This is a genomic window from Pirellulales bacterium, assembly GCA_019636345.1.
Lineage (GTDB): Bacteria > Planctomycetota > Planctomycetia > Pirellulales > Lacipirellulaceae.
The window spans coordinates 123,204-136,960 of the sequence record JAHBXQ010000003.1; the positions used below are offsets into that span (position 1 = coordinate 123,204).

Annotated in this window: 9 protein-coding genes and 1 tRNA gene; 3 read left to right on the forward strand and 7 right to left on the reverse strand. The window is 68.2% G+C overall.

Annotation, left to right across the window (positions count from 1 at the left end; translation table 11 throughout):
- Window positions 1-314: 314 nt before the first annotated feature.
- A complete protein-coding gene (locus KF688_08275; GenBank protein MBX3425660.1) occupies window positions 315-2,462 on the forward strand; it encodes a TolC family protein in 2,148 nt (715 codons plus the stop codon).
- 37 nt (window positions 2,463-2,499) lie between these two features.
- Here the strand turns inward: KF688_08275 and KF688_08280 are convergent, their stop codons facing one another.
- The 7 genes from KF688_08280 to KF688_08310 form a co-directional block, all read right to left on the reverse strand.
- The gene (locus tag KF688_08280) at window positions 2,500-4,644 is read right to left on the reverse strand and encodes an AMP-binding protein (GenBank protein MBX3425661.1); all 2,145 of its coding nucleotides are present in this window, start codon (window positions 4,642-4,644) and stop codon (window positions 2,500-2,502) included.
- A gap of 155 nt (window positions 4,645-4,799) precedes the next feature.
- Window positions 4,800-5,381 (reverse strand): hypothetical protein, encoded by a 582-nt coding sequence (locus tag KF688_08285; protein MBX3425662.1) that lies wholly within the window; start codon window positions 5,379-5,381, stop codon window positions 4,800-4,802.
- An 81-nt stretch (window positions 5,382-5,462) separates the two neighbouring features.
- A complete protein-coding gene (locus KF688_08290) occupies window positions 5,463-5,999 on the reverse strand; it encodes a hypothetical protein (protein MBX3425663.1) in 537 nt (178 codons plus the stop codon).
- A gap of 109 nt (window positions 6,000-6,108) precedes the next feature.
- Window positions 6,109-8,553: an ATP-binding protein gene (locus KF688_08295; GenBank protein ID MBX3425664.1), complete on the reverse strand. Its 2,445-nt coding sequence runs from the start codon at window positions 8,551-8,553 to the stop codon at window positions 6,109-6,111.
- A gap of 104 nt (window positions 8,554-8,657) precedes the next feature.
- A tRNA-His gene (locus KF688_08300) sits at window positions 8,658-8,731 on the reverse strand.
- Between the two features lie 355 nt (window positions 8,732-9,086).
- Window positions 9,087-10,430, reverse strand: coding sequence for a hypothetical protein (locus KF688_08305; GenBank protein MBX3425665.1), 1,344 nt, complete (start codon window positions 10,428-10,430; stop codon window positions 9,087-9,089).
- Between the two features lie 208 nt (window positions 10,431-10,638).
- Window positions 10,639-11,637, reverse strand: coding sequence for a sugar phosphate isomerase/epimerase (locus tag KF688_08310; protein MBX3425666.1), 999 nt, complete (start codon window positions 11,635-11,637; stop codon window positions 10,639-10,641).
- Between the two features lie 179 nt (window positions 11,638-11,816).
- Between KF688_08310 and KF688_08315 the strand changes: the two genes are divergently transcribed.
- Together KF688_08315 and KF688_08320 are read left to right on the forward strand one after the other, a co-directional pair.
- Window positions 11,817-12,869, forward strand: coding sequence for a hypothetical protein (locus KF688_08315; GenBank protein ID MBX3425667.1), 1,053 nt, complete (start codon window positions 11,817-11,819; stop codon window positions 12,867-12,869).
- A gap of 105 nt (window positions 12,870-12,974) precedes the next feature.
- Window positions 12,975-13,733 carry a hypothetical protein gene (locus KF688_08320; GenBank protein ID MBX3425668.1) on the forward strand — a complete coding sequence of 253 codons (759 nt, stop codon included), beginning with the start codon at window positions 12,975-12,977 and terminating at the stop codon, window positions 13,731-13,733.
- Window positions 13,734-13,757 lie beyond the last annotated feature (24 nt).

Here is a 13,757-nt window from a genome sequence, read left to right on the forward strand (position 1 = left end):
GCGAGCCAGTCCCCTTTTCAACAGCCTGCTATGCGGCGACGGAGCGGCAGGTTTCAGTATACGCATGCTCGGCGCCGGAACCGCTCGGGCGCGTCTCGCGAATTGTCCGCGGGGGCGTCGCTGGCGCCGCCAGCGGCGCCGGTTCTGGCAGTCGGCGAATTTTTGCCAGTCGAAACGGAATTGGTGGTTGTAGCGGTCATTGCGGGTCGAAAACGACTCCGTGCAGCGCTGCGCCGGGTGCGGTGCGCCAGCATTGCATCCAATGCCGACATTCGAGGCCGCGTGTGCAGTCTCCGCCACCAATTTCGCAGCCGATGCTCCTGACCCGCCTTTCCACCCCTGCCTGCCGCTGGTTCGCGGCGACGACGCTCCTGGCGGGGATGGTCCCGGGGTGCTCGACGCGCAAGAGCCAGCCGTTCAAGCCGGGCGAGTGCGGAGACTGCATCTCGGCCGTCGCGACGAGCGTCGAGTATCCCGACGTCAACCAGTGTTGCAGCCTCGATTCTGACTGGGGCGCGGTCGCCCCGGTGACGATCGCCAATCCGACGCAGGTCGACTATTGGAATCTCACGCTCGAGGAGACGATCCAACTCGCTCTGGCCGAGTCGGAGGTGATTCGCGATCTGGGGGGGGCCGTGGTCCGCTCACCGCAGACGGCGACGACGACGCTCGACCCGGCCCTCCGCGAGACCGACCCCCGTTTCGGCGTCGACGCGGCGTTATCAGCGTTTGACGCCCAGTTCAGCACCAGCGTCTTTGGCGAAAAGAACGACCGAGCCCTCAACAACCAGTTCTTCGGCGGCGGCACCCGGTTGTTGCAGCAGGACCTCATGGTCTGGCAGACGGCGCTGACCAAGCGGGCCGCCGCCGGCACGCAATACACCGTGCGACAGTATGTCGATTACGACGCGAACAACGCCCCCGGCAACGAGTTCCCCAGCGCGTGGAACGCGAACATCGAGGGCGAGTTTCGGCATCCATTGCTGCAGGGAAGCGGCATCGACTACAACCGGATCGCCGGGCCGACCAATGTTCCCGGCGTCTACAACGGCGTGCTCGTGGCGCGGGTCAACACGGACGTGCAGATCGCCGATTTCGAACTGGCGATCCGCGACCTCGTGAGCAACGTCGAAAACGCCTACTGGGACTTGTACTTCGCATATCGCGATCTCGACGCCAAAATCGCGGCCCGGGACGCGAGCCTGGAAACCTGGCGACGGATTCACGCCCTGTACGAATCGGGTCGTCGCGGCGGCGAGGCCGAGAAAGAGGCTCAAGCTCGCGAGCAGTTCTTTCTGTTCCAGGAGGAAGTGCAGAACGCGCTGTCGGGCCGGTTGATCGACGGCACGCGGACCGGCAACGGCTCGAGCGGCGGCACCTTCCGAGCTCAGGGCGGCGTCCATGTCGCGGAACGGCGGCTGCGGATGCTGCTGGGGCTGCCCCCCAGCGACGGGCGACTCATTCGCCCCGCCGACGAGCCGATCACCGCGCCGATGGCGTTCGACTGGAGCGAAGTCACCGGCGAGTCGCTCGTCCGGCGGGTCGAGCTCCGCCGGCAACGGTGGGTCGCCCGACGGTACGAACTCGAGTGGATCGCCAGCAAGAATCACTTGCTCCCGCAGTTGGACGCGGTCGGGCGGTATCGATGGCGCGGATACGGCAAGGATCTGCTCCCCACCGGGGTCGACCAGGGCCGATTTGAGAGCGCCTACGGCACGCTGGCCGACGGCGACTTTCAGGAATGGCAGGTCGGCATGGAATTGACCGTGCCGCTGGGATATCGCCAAGCCTTCGCCGGCGTGCGGAACGCCGAATTGCAGCTCGCCCGGCAGCGAGCCATCCTCCGCGAGCAGGAACGACAGGTGTTGCACGACGTGGCGGCGTCGGTCGCCGATTTGGACCGGGCCCGCGTCGTCTCCGAGACGACCGCGAACCGGCTCGCCGCGGCCCAGCAGCAGTTGGCGGCGGTCACCGCGGCGTATGAAGCGGACAAGGCGCCGCTCGATCTTCTGCTCGAGGCCCAACGGACCGTCGCCGACGCCGAGAGCCGGCACTATCGCGCGCTGGCCGAATATGCGATCGCGATGAAGAACGTCCACTTCGCCAAGGGGACGCTGCTGGCGTACGACGGGGTTCACCTGAACGAAGGCCCCTGGAATTCGCAGGCCTACTCCGACGCGGCGGCGCTCGAGGCCCGTCGCGGCAAGGCGCGCCATCTGAACTACGCCTCGGCGATCTCGCCGCGGGTGAGTCGCGGGGGGTACGACCAGGACCCGGCCATGGCCGAGGCGCTGCCGTTGGACGCCCCGACAGCCCGGGGACCGGAGTTGCAGGAGGAGCCGGAGTCGGACGAGACGGCAAGCGCCGCGAGCCCGACGGTCGCCCCGACGAGCGAGATCTTGCCCAAACTCCATGCCGCCGAACCGGCGCAACACGGCGTCGAACGGATGTGGGTGAAGTAACGACCGCCGTGCAGCGAGACGCCGAAGCGCTCGAGCCTCACGCCGGCGCGGGGGTCGTTTGGATTTGCTCGGCCAGATAACGGCCCATCGAGGCGGGAGTGGGGAACTCCATGGCCATGATCGGGGGGAGCCGTACGCCGAACGCCTCCTCGATCGCCACGCCCAGTTCAAGCGCCGTCAGCGAATCGACCCCCAGCTCGGCGAAGGTCGCCTCGGGGACGAGCTGACCCGCCCCTTCGCCCAAGTGTCGGCCGATCCAGGCCAGCAGCCAACGGGCGATCTCCTCGGCCAGTCGTTCGACCGACAGCGACTCGGCCTGGTCCAGAAACGCCGGCCGGCCTGACCCCGCGGCGCGCGCGTCGGGCGCTGCGCGGTCTTCGTCTGCGGGGCGGCGCCATTCGGCCAGGATCGGCAACTCGCCCGCCTCGAACAGTTCGCGGCATCGGGTCCGCTGCACCTTGCCGCTGGTCGTGATCGGCACTCCCCCCGGGCGCACGAGCAGGATCGCGTGGGGGTCGAACTCGAACTCGTCGACGATCGTCGCGCGGATCGTTCGGAGCACGGGGGAAAGGTCGCCGCGACGATGCTCGCGCCCCACTTGGTGGACGACGACCAGCCGATCCTCTGTTCCCTCGCTCACTGCGAACGCGGCGCCGAGGTCGAGCGCCGCGTCGGCCGAGCGAACCGTTTGCTCGATGTCCTGCGGGTAGAGGTTGCGACCGCGGATGATGATGACGTCCTTCATCCGCCCGGTGACATAGAGGTTGTCCTGGTGAAAAAATCCCAGATCGCCCGTTCGCAAGTACGGCTCGTCGCGCTCGGGCAACCGGGCGGCGAACGCGGCGAAGTTCTCCTGAGGGCGATTCCAGTAGCCGCTGGCGACTGAGTCCCCGGCGACCCAGACCTCGCCGATCGCCCCGTCGGCGAGCGGCTGGCACGTTTGCGGATCGACGATCGCCACGCAGATGCCGGCGAGCGGCTGGCCGCAGCTCACCACGGGCTTGGCCGTCGGCGTGCCGTTGGCGGATGCGAATCGTCCTGCGGCCAGTTCGGCGCGATCGGCCCGCAACACCGCGCCCGCGCCGACGGCGCGCCCGCCGGTGACCAGCAGCGTCGCCTCGGCGAGCCCGTAGCAGGGGTAGAACGCCTCGCGGCGGAAGCCGCAGGAGGCGAACGCCCCCGCGAAGCGGTCGAGCGCCGCGGCGTCGATCGGCTCGGCCCCGCAGAACGCCAGCGACCAGCAACTCAGGTCGAGGTCAGCCAGGGCCGCGGCGGTCGCCTTCTCGGCGCACAGGTCGTAGGCGAAGTTCGGCGCTCCGCTGATCGCCGAGCGGGTCGTGCTCAGTTTCTCCAGCCACGACAACGGCCGCCGCAGAAACGCCGCGGGCGCCAGCAGGTGGCTCGTCCCCCCCACGTAGAGCGGCGTGAGGATGCCGCCGATGAGCCCCATGTCGTGGTACGCCGGCAGCCAGAACACGCCGGACAGCGGCGGGTGGTCGTCGTCGGCGATCTCGATCCCGAACCCGCGGCGAATCGTCTCCAGGTTCGCCAGCAAGTTGCCGTGGGTCACCATCACGCCGCGCGGCTCGCTGGTCGAGCCCGAGGTGTATTGCAGGAAGGCGAGGCTGCTGCGGTCCGCGTGGGACAGCGTCGGCACGCGGGTCGTGGCCAATTGGTCGACGGCGATCCACGGGCAATCTCGCACCGCGGGCGACTGCTCGGCCAATTGCACGGTGTCGACCGTGGCGGCGGTGGTCAGAATCGCGGCGGCCTGGCAATCGGCGACGATCGCGTCGAGCCGCGGCGACGGTCGGCGAGGCTTGGGGTAGGTGGCCGGCACGGGGACGACCCCCGCGTAGAGGCAGCCGAAAAACGCCGCGATAAAATCGAGCCCCGGCGGGAACACCAAGGCCGCGCGATCGCCTGGGGCGACTCGGCGTAGCAGCTCCTCGGCCACGGCCGCGGCCCGCGAGTCGAGTTGGGCGTAGGTCCAGGCGACTTCGGCCCCCGACTCGTCGGTGAAGGTGAACGCCGTTTGGGAGCCCCGCTGGCGCGCTCGGCGACGCAACAGCTCGGCCACGGAGGTGAGCGGCGCGTCGGACGCGGTCCCGGGCAAGGTCATGGCATGTCCGACAGGCGGGGCGAAGGCGGCGAATCGCGCAAGGCAGGCGGTCAGGGACATCGCGACGGTCTTCCATTGGAAGGCTGACGGCCGCCGCGATGAGGCTGCAAGGCCTGCGGCAGCGAGCCTCGCACCGCTTGCGATGCTCAGATAGAGTAGCGGGAAGCGACGCCCCTCTGCAACATTCCGGCCCCCCGAGCCCGGAGCGAGGGGGGCTACTTGTCGGCCGAGTCCGTCGCAGGGGTCGGTTCGCCCGGTCGCTCGGGGGTTGTCGCAGCCGCCGGCGATTGCGGCCGGGGTCGCTGCGGGACCGAGCCCACCGGGGCGCCGGTGAGATAGGCGTATTGCAGCCCATTGAGCGACAGGAACCCCTGAACGAACGATTCTTGGGGTCTGTCCTTGAGGGACACCTGCACGCTGCCGATCCCGGCCACCACTTGCCTCGAGTCGGTCGGGTCGGTCACCATCAGTCCCTCGCAGCGGACATTGCGCATTTGCAGATAGTCGTCCGCGAGCCCGAAGAACTCTTGTCCTGAGCTGTCGGTCAGGACGAGTCGCCCCACTTGGCGCGAGGGCGCCCCGGCGTCGCCGCCAGGGATCGTCGCCGAGGCGAGCTCGGCGAGGATCCGCCCCTGCGAATCGACGACGTGGAGTTGCTGGCAGGCGATCGACTTGGCCTGAACTTCGGTGCAGGCCAGCGTCTTGGTCTCGACCTGATGGAGCAGCTTGTCGCGGATTGCCGCACCCAGGGCGAAGAACAACAGCGGGTAAACGATCCAGCGTTCGCGTTCGCTCATGTGCGGGCTTTCGCGTGAGAGGCGGTCATGAATTGATTGGCTGGCTCGACGGCCGCGATGCAGTTGCCGCAAGCTGGCGGCTTAACGCTCCGCGCGGCGGAAATACAACGCGCCGAGCCGCCGATCGGCGCCGACTTCGTGAAGCGTGAACCCGTCCAGGCCGTCCGACCGCTGGTCGAGTCCGAGTTCAAACCGGCGCCGGACCGGCTCGGGATCGCCGGCCCCCTCGGGGGCGGCGGGGGTGACGATCTCAATGACCACCCCGGCGGGGCCCGATTCGACGATCTTCCACGTCCCCTCGACGGGGGCGCCGTCGACCGCGCCGTTGATCGCAAGCCGCACGCGCTGGTTCGCTTGCAGGTCGAGCGTCACTTCGACGTCGTGCCGCTCCCAATCGGTGACGAGCGCCGGGGGTCGTGCGCTGGCGTCGTCGTCGCCGTCGATCGTCAAGCCGCCGGACGCGGCGACCAGTTCGCGGTACTTGTTCTCATCACGTTCGCCGCGGGCGGCGACCGTGTCGGGTTTGCCGACCCAGGTCCCTTCGAGCGTTCGCGCCGGTCCGTGACCGCACCCCGCAAGCGGAATCAACACGAGCAGCGACAGACGAAGCGCAGACATCACGCGGCGAGATCCTGGGAGCGGGGCCGAGACTCTCAGCTTACCTGCCAGAGGCGACGCTGGCGACCCGACCGCCGTCAGGGGCGCGTGCGCCTCAGGCAACGGGAGTTCAGTACGCGGGGCGGTCGCCGCCGGAGCCGCCGATCCACCAGGGGAGCCACGCCAGCACGACCTGATCGACCGCGATGTCGCTCTTGCGAGGGCTCGCCTCGATCTTGGCGAGCTTGAGATTTCCCGGTTCAAAGTCGAAATCCAACTGCTCGATCTCCCGCTGGCAGTCGGCCTGGGCGGCAAGCACCCGCTGCCGAGCCGCGTCGACCTCCGACTCGGCCCGCGCAGTGCGGCTGCGGGCTTCCATCGTCTGCCGACTGCCGGTCGCGGTGACGACCTGCTTACGGGTTCGCCCTCCCAGCACTCGGATCGCGACCACCTCGACGATCCGCAGGATCATCTCCCACACGCGGCCCCAGAAGCGCGACTTGAGTTCCGCCAGCGTCCGCTCGGCCTTGGCGAGGTCCCCCTCGGCCCGTTCGACGAGCTTGGCGTGTTTGGCGCGGATCCGCTCCTTTTGCTCGTCGCGACGCTCACGAGCCAGTTGGCTCATCCGGATGCGGAAGTCGGCCTCCGGCTCGCCCGGCTCGCTGCGCGCATCAAGCTGCGCGCACTGCCATGCCGTGTAGCGTTCGGTTTGGTAGAGCCGGGCCTCCAGATCGCTTCGCCAGGCGCGGTAGTTCTTCGCGTCGGCCAACTCGCTCGGGTAGTCGGCGTATTCGGCGTCGCCATGGGGGTTCGCGGCCCACAGCGGCTGGCGTTCGAAGATCATCGCCGTCGTCCACATCGGGCGCGGCAACTCGCCATGGATCGGCTGCAGCGCGGCGTACTCGCACCACACGTCGACGTCGTCGGCCGCTTTGACGAAGTGGAGCCGCCCTGCGGCCGCCAGCGCGGGGCGATACGCCAGCCGGGCGCCGGCGGTCGGCGGTTCGCCGACCGGCCAGAATCGCTGCGGGACCTCGGCCGACATGACCGGCCGCGCCGAAGCGGCCGCGCCGGCAAGTCCGCGCGGCGGGACGGAGGGCGTGGCGCCGGCTGCGTCGTCGCCGCCGTTGGCCGCGCCGGCCTCGGCAGCCGCCTTCTTCTTCCTGTCCTTCATCAACTCGGCGATCTGCGTCCGCGTAAGCGGCCCTGCCAGATACGACAGCGCCCACCGCGTCTGAAACACCGTGGGAGCGTTGTCGTGGACGTTGTTCATCAGGAAGACGCGATTGCCGAGCCCGGCGAGGGTTTGCTCCATGCGGCGGCGGTCGAACTTGGCGCCCGCCTCGGCCGAGGCGCCCTCAAGTCCCTCCAGCACCCTCATCTTGTCCCGCTCGGTTTGCAGCCGCCCCAGGAACCAAGCGCCGGCGTTGGAGAGCCCCTTGTAGTCGAGGTCGACGGGGTTCTGCGTCGCCAGCACGCATCCTAGACCGAACGCCCGGGCCTGCTTCATCAGCGTCAGCATCGGCCGCTTGCTGGGAGGATTGCCCACAGGGGGGAAATACCCAAACACCTCGTCCATGTACAGGATCGCCCGCAGGCTGCCTGTGCCGGGCTGGGTGCGCATCCAAGCAAGCACCTCGTTCAGCAGGATGGTCACGAAGAACATCCGCTGCGCGTCGCTCAGGTGGGCGATCGAAAGAATCGCCAGCCGCGGGCGTCCGTCGGAAGTGTACAGCAGTCGCTGCACGTCGAGCGGTTCCCCTTCCAACCAACTGGCGAACGACGGCGAAGCGAGCAAATTGTTCAGCCGCATCCCGAGCGCCAACCGATCGGCCGCGGGAAAGAAGGCGTCCAGGTCGACGACCCCGACCCGCTTGAACGGCGGTTGCTGGATTTCGTGAATGAGCGTCGCGAGATCGAGATCGCGTCCCGCGCGCCAGGCGTGATCGAGCACGTTTGAGAGCAAGATGTGCTCGCGGCTCTTCACGGGGTCGGCGTCGATGCCCAGCAGGGCAAGCACCCCCGACGCGGCGGCTTGCACGCGGTCGAGATACGCGTCGCCGTCATCGACGATTTCCTGCGGAGGGGCGTTGAACGATTTGAGGATCGTCAGCGGCACGCCGGCCGTGGAGCCGGGGGTGTAGATCACCCTGTCGACGGCATTGTTGTAGCGGGCGATTCGCGCTCCGTCCTGCCCCCACTTCCCCAGCCCGGTGCGCCACAACTCGGCCGTCTGCGCGGCGAACTCGTCGGAGGAGATCCCCTTGCGAGCCGCGACGCTCTCGTCGATCCAGGGGCGGAAATCCTCGGGTCGCAAGTCCGGGAACGTGAGCAGCAGATTGCCGAGGTCCCCCTTGGGATCGATCGCGATCGCCGGGATGCCGTCGAGGCCCGCCTCCTCCAAGAGCGACAGGCACAACCCCGTCTTGCCGCTGCCGGTCATGCCGACGCACACGGCATGGGTGGTCAGGTTCTTGCTGTCGTACAGCAGTTCCTCAGCCGAGGTTTCGCCGGTCGCGAGGTCGTGCTTGCGTCCCAGGTAGAACGAGCCGAGGTGTTCGCGGTGCAGTGCCATCGGCGAGACGCGAAGCGAAGGGGCGAAAAAGGACGAGCCGACGCCCCCTCTGGCGACGCCGCTTCAGCGGCCGCCGCCCCCGACCGTGCAGGCGGTTAAGAAAGGGTGGCTGATGGGACTCGAACCCACGACATCCAGAATCACAATCTGGCACTCTAACCAGCTGAGCTACAGCCACCGTGCGCGTCTGGCGATGGTACCCCCCCGGGGAGCGCGGGTCAACGCCCGGGCCGGGCGTCGCGGGGGCCGGGCGAGGCTTGCTCGCTACCGCGGCCGCCGGAGCCGCAGCGCGACCGTCGCGAGGGCGATCCCCGCGGCCATCCCCGCGACGAACGTCAGCAAGCCGGCGGGGAATTCGTGAGGGGTGACATGGGCCAGCAGGCTGCTCATGGGACAAACTTTCTCGGCACGAGGTTCGGATTGACGGTTGGTCGGTAGCGGCTTTCCGTGAGCGCTTCTCTTGCGAGAATCGCCGCGACTTTCGGAGAGAGTCGCCTACGCGGCGCCGCGGAGGGGGATCTCGAAAGGGGGAGTCACTCGCCGGCCGGCAGAGTCGCGAGGAACTCGCGGTACTCGCGGTCGAGCTCGCCGTAGCTCTTGCCGGTCAATTCGCTGAGTGTATCCGGTTTGTCCTGGCCCGCGTAGATCCGCTTGAGCAGTTCCGCGAACGGTTTGCGATAGGCTCCTTCCGCCCCGTCCATGAGAAACGCGGCGAGCCCCGCACTTTGGCTGTAAAGCTGCGGCAAGTCGGTCCGTTTCTGCAAGTCGGCCATCGCCAAGGGCGCAAGTTCCGCCAGCGGCACGTAGTAATCGTCGACCAGCCGTCGCTGCCGCGCCGCGGGGAGCCGTCCTTCGCTCGCGGCGCCGATCGCGAACGCGGTCGGCCGCCGGCCCGGCTCGCCCAGCGCGATGAGCGATTCGAAGTAACATGCGATCCCTTCGATCGCCCAGGCGTTGCTCGTGGCGCCGGGGCGACGTCCGCCGGTGTTCGCCTCTTCGAAAAACTGGTGAACCGCCTCGTGATCGATCGTGCCGCGATCCTGATCGGGGCCCGCGAAGAAGTGGCTCTCCCGCTCGCGGTCGAAATAGATTCCCAGCGTCACTTCGATCTGCGGCTGGCGGGGCGCCAGCGCCGCGTTGTAGGCGGCGCGATCGCGGTGGTAGAACACCCGAAACGGCTTGCGGCGATAGCCGGTCGGCTGCTTGCCGTCGAGTCGGGCTTGCAACTCGGCGGCGGGGAGCTCGAACTCGCCGAAGAGTTGTCGCCACACGTGGTGGAGCGTTTCCAGTCGCACCGCAAACTCGACCGCCGCTTCGCGACTGTGGTTGGTTTGCACCATGACGTGGTCGGTGCGAACCTGCCAGCCGCGGTCAAGCGCGGCGTGACGCCCGGCGTCTTCGGCGGCGGTGATCCAGCGATTTCCCCAGGGGCGCTCGCCGGCGGCGTAACGCGGACCGTCTCCGGTTTGGATCCAGCCGAAGCGCGGATCCCACTCCTTGCCCGCGGCCAACTCGCGAGCCGCGTACCCGCCGGCCCATTGGTCGCCGACTCGTTGGTAGCCGAGCAGCCGCCGGGCGCCGGCGTGATCGGGATCGGCGGCGACGACCCGCGCCGCCAACCGAATCGCCGCTGAAACGTCGCCGCGGGCGACGACCGCCGGCATGTGCTTCCACAGTTCCTCGGCGTCGCCGACGCCCGTCACAGGGGGCAAGGCGCCTGAGTAAACGTCCCCCGGCACGAACAGCAACGTGGCGGGCGCCCCCGAGGTGCGGGGGCTCTTCGACTCCGTCGAGTCCGGTCCCTCGGCTGCGGCGGCGCGCGCAACGGCGCCCAGCGCGACCAAGCCGAACAGCAAGCGGAGCGACGGCGACGGCATGACCAAGCCCGACGGCGAAAGGACCTCCCGGTACGTTCGAGTATAGCAGCGCGATCGGCGGGCGGTCGCAGACTCCGCGGGCTGACGCCTCGCGGCTCCTGTCGGAGCTTGCGAGTCGTGGATGAGCCGCGAGGCGTCAGCCCGCGGAGCCGCACGGCAGACGATCCCGAAGGCGATCGGTCGCCTGCGCTAAGCTCGCAAGCCCGAGCTACTCGTCTGCAAACGCCGCGTCAAAGGCGACGTTGCTGGGGGCGAAGTCGAGGTTGCGGACGAACTCGCACGCTTCGGCCGCGCCGTGCCGGCGGTCCATGCCGCTGTCTTCCCACTCGACCGACAGCGGACCCTGATAGCCGACTTGGTTGAGGGTGCGGATAATTTCCTCGAAGTTCACCCCGCCGCGGCCCGGCGAGCGGAAGTCCCACCCGCGGCGCGGGTCGCCGAAGTTGAGATGGCTCGCCAGGATCCCCGTGCGGCCGTTGAGCGTGACGATCGCGTCCTTGACGTGCACGTGGTAGATGCGCTCCGGGAACTCGCGGAGGAACTCGACCGGGTCGATTCCCTGCCACAGCAAATGGCTGGGATCGAAGTTGAACCCGAACTCGGGCCGATTCCCCAGGGCCTCGAGCGCGCGCCGGGCGGTGTAGACGTCGAAGGCGATCTCGGTGGGATGGACCTCCAGCGCGAACCGCACCCCGCACTCTCCGAACACGTCGAGGATCGGGTTCCACCGCTCGGCGAACAGCTCGAACCCCGCGTCGATCATCGCCGCGGAGACCGGCGGGAACGAGTACAACAAGTGCCAGATCGACGACCCGGTGAACCCGTTGACGACTTCGACGCCCAGCTTCTTCGCCGCGCGGGCCGTGTTTTTCATTTCCTCGGCGGCGCGGCTGTTCACGCCGCCGGGGTTGCCGTCGCCCCAGACGTAGGGGGGGAGGATCGCCTTGTGCCGCTCGTCGATGACGTCGCACACCGCTTGGCCGACGAGATGGTTGCTGATCGCGTGGCATTCGAGGTCCGCCTTTTCGAGCGCCTCGCGCTTCTTCCCGCAATAACCGTCGTCGGCCAGGGCCTTGTCCACCTCGAAGTGGTCGCCCCAGCAAGCGAGTTCGAGCCCGTCATAGCCGAACCCGCCGACCATGTCGGCAAGCTCGGCCAGCTTGAGATCGGCCCATTGACCGGTGAACAGGGTGACGGGACGGCTCATGGCGACGCTCTCCCAAAGGCGATCGAAGAAGAGTGAAACGAGTCGCGTATTGTGGCGCGACGCCCAGTTCGGTGCAAGTTCTGCGGACTGGCGGTTCCATCCCCGTGCAGATCGGCCGGCGTGCTAGAATTCCAATGTTCAATCTCACGTTCCGCTCCCGAGGCGATCGAGGCGGCGATATGCAAGCATTTCGAATCGGCCTCGCGGCGTTTGCGGCGCTCGCTTCGGCGGCGGCCCTGGCGGCCGTGCCGGTCGAGATCGAGGTCGCCGCGGTCAGCGGGGCGCCGCTCGATCAGTTGCAGACTTGGGCGCAGGCGCTCGGCAAGATGGATCTGGAGCGCGTCACGCTGCGCGGCGCTCGTGACGGCGAACAACCCGCGATCGCGACCGAGGAGTTCGGCGGGGCGAAGCGGTTTCGCGTGCTGGCGCTGCTTACGCGCAACAACGAGCTGCAACTGCCGCGGGGTCGGTTCGCGTTGGCCGACGCCAAGCGGCTCGAGGCGCACCTTCGCGAGCTTCCCGAGGCGCTCGACGAGGCGACGATCGAGCGGGGAACGTTCGGACTCACTCGGGAGGACTTCGCCCGACTGCTGACGGCGATGAGCGCCCCGGCCGACGACGCCAAGTCCGAGACGCCGACCGGGGCGTGGCTCCGCCGGACGACCGCGGCGCTTCCGGCGTCGTGCGAGTGGTCGCCGACCGCCGAAGCGGCCCTCGCCGGCGCCGAGCCGCTGGGGATCGATCTCTCGCGCTACTCCGTCGGCATGGCCCTGGCCACGGTGTTGCGGAACCAGGGCCTCGCACTGCTTCCGGACCAGCGTCGCCGCGAGCCGCTGAAGCTGCGGATCGTCGCGTTTGGTCCCGGCGTCGACTGGGACTTGGCTTGGCCGACGGGCTGGAAGCCGGAACAGACCGCGCGGCAGGTCGCGCCGGCGATGTTCCGATCGACGACCGTCGAGATCGCGAATTACTCGCTCGCCCAGGCGCTCGCCGCGCTGGAAGGTCCGCTGGGGGCGCCGATCGTGCTCGACCGCTTCGCCCTGACCGAGGCGAAGATCGACCCCGCGGCGATCCAGGTGAAGATCCCGCGGAAAAAACTGCTCGTGAAAACCGCCGTCGACGTATGCCTCAGCCAGGGCCGGTTGGCCGGCGAGTTGCGGGTCGACGAGCTTGGTCAGCCGTTCTACTGGGTGACTCGGTTCGGACCGACGAGCCCGCGGGCGACCAAATGAATGGCGGATGTTTGATGTCGGTTTTTTGATGTGCGAGAATGCGGGAGCTTGCTTGTCGCCCATCGACAATCCAATATCCCGCACTCCGCGTTCCGATCATGTCTTATGTCCGCTGAGTCGAGCACACTGCTTCCTGCGTCGTGGGAGGTTCCGTCGGTCCTGCGACAACGGCTGGGACGGCATCCCGGCAAGCAACGGTCGATGAAGGCCGAGGGGCATTTGCTGCTCGTGCTTCACGCGCCGCCCACCAAAGACCACGAGCTTCGCGAAGGGCGCTTCTTCTGGCGCAATCCCCAGGGAAAGTGGGCCCCTGCGGCGATGCATCACGGCCAGCATGCGCTGGGCGAGTTGCTTGACGATTACGACCGCGTGCTCGACGAGCTTCAGGAAGCGTTTCAGCGGGTCGAGGCGGCGCGGGACTACTTCAACCTGTTCACTCGGCTCAACCCGTTGGTCCGCTCGCTGCGCCATGCGCACGAGGTGCTGCAATCGGCCCGCGAGTCGACGCCGGACGATCGGCAGCTGATCGTGTTCCGCGACCGGGCGTACGCCATGGTCCGCGCGGCGGAGCTGCTGCAGGACGATACGAAGTTTGCGCTGGAATTCGAGCAGGCCCGCCGGGAGGAGGAGCAGGCCGCGTCGGCCCAGCGGATGGCGGTCTCGGCCCACCGGCTCAACGTGCTGGTAGCCTGTTTCTTCCCCGTGGCGACGCTGGCGGCGATCTTCGGGATGAACCTGCGCCACGGGCTCGAGGAGGTCGACGAAACGAGCGGTCCGTGGCCGCTGACGGCGATCGTCCTCGGCGCGCTGGTCAGCGGCTTTCTGTTGTCGCTGTTCATCACGCGCAAGCCGCGGAAGAAATAGGATCCGCCAGGGTCGCGGCCTCGA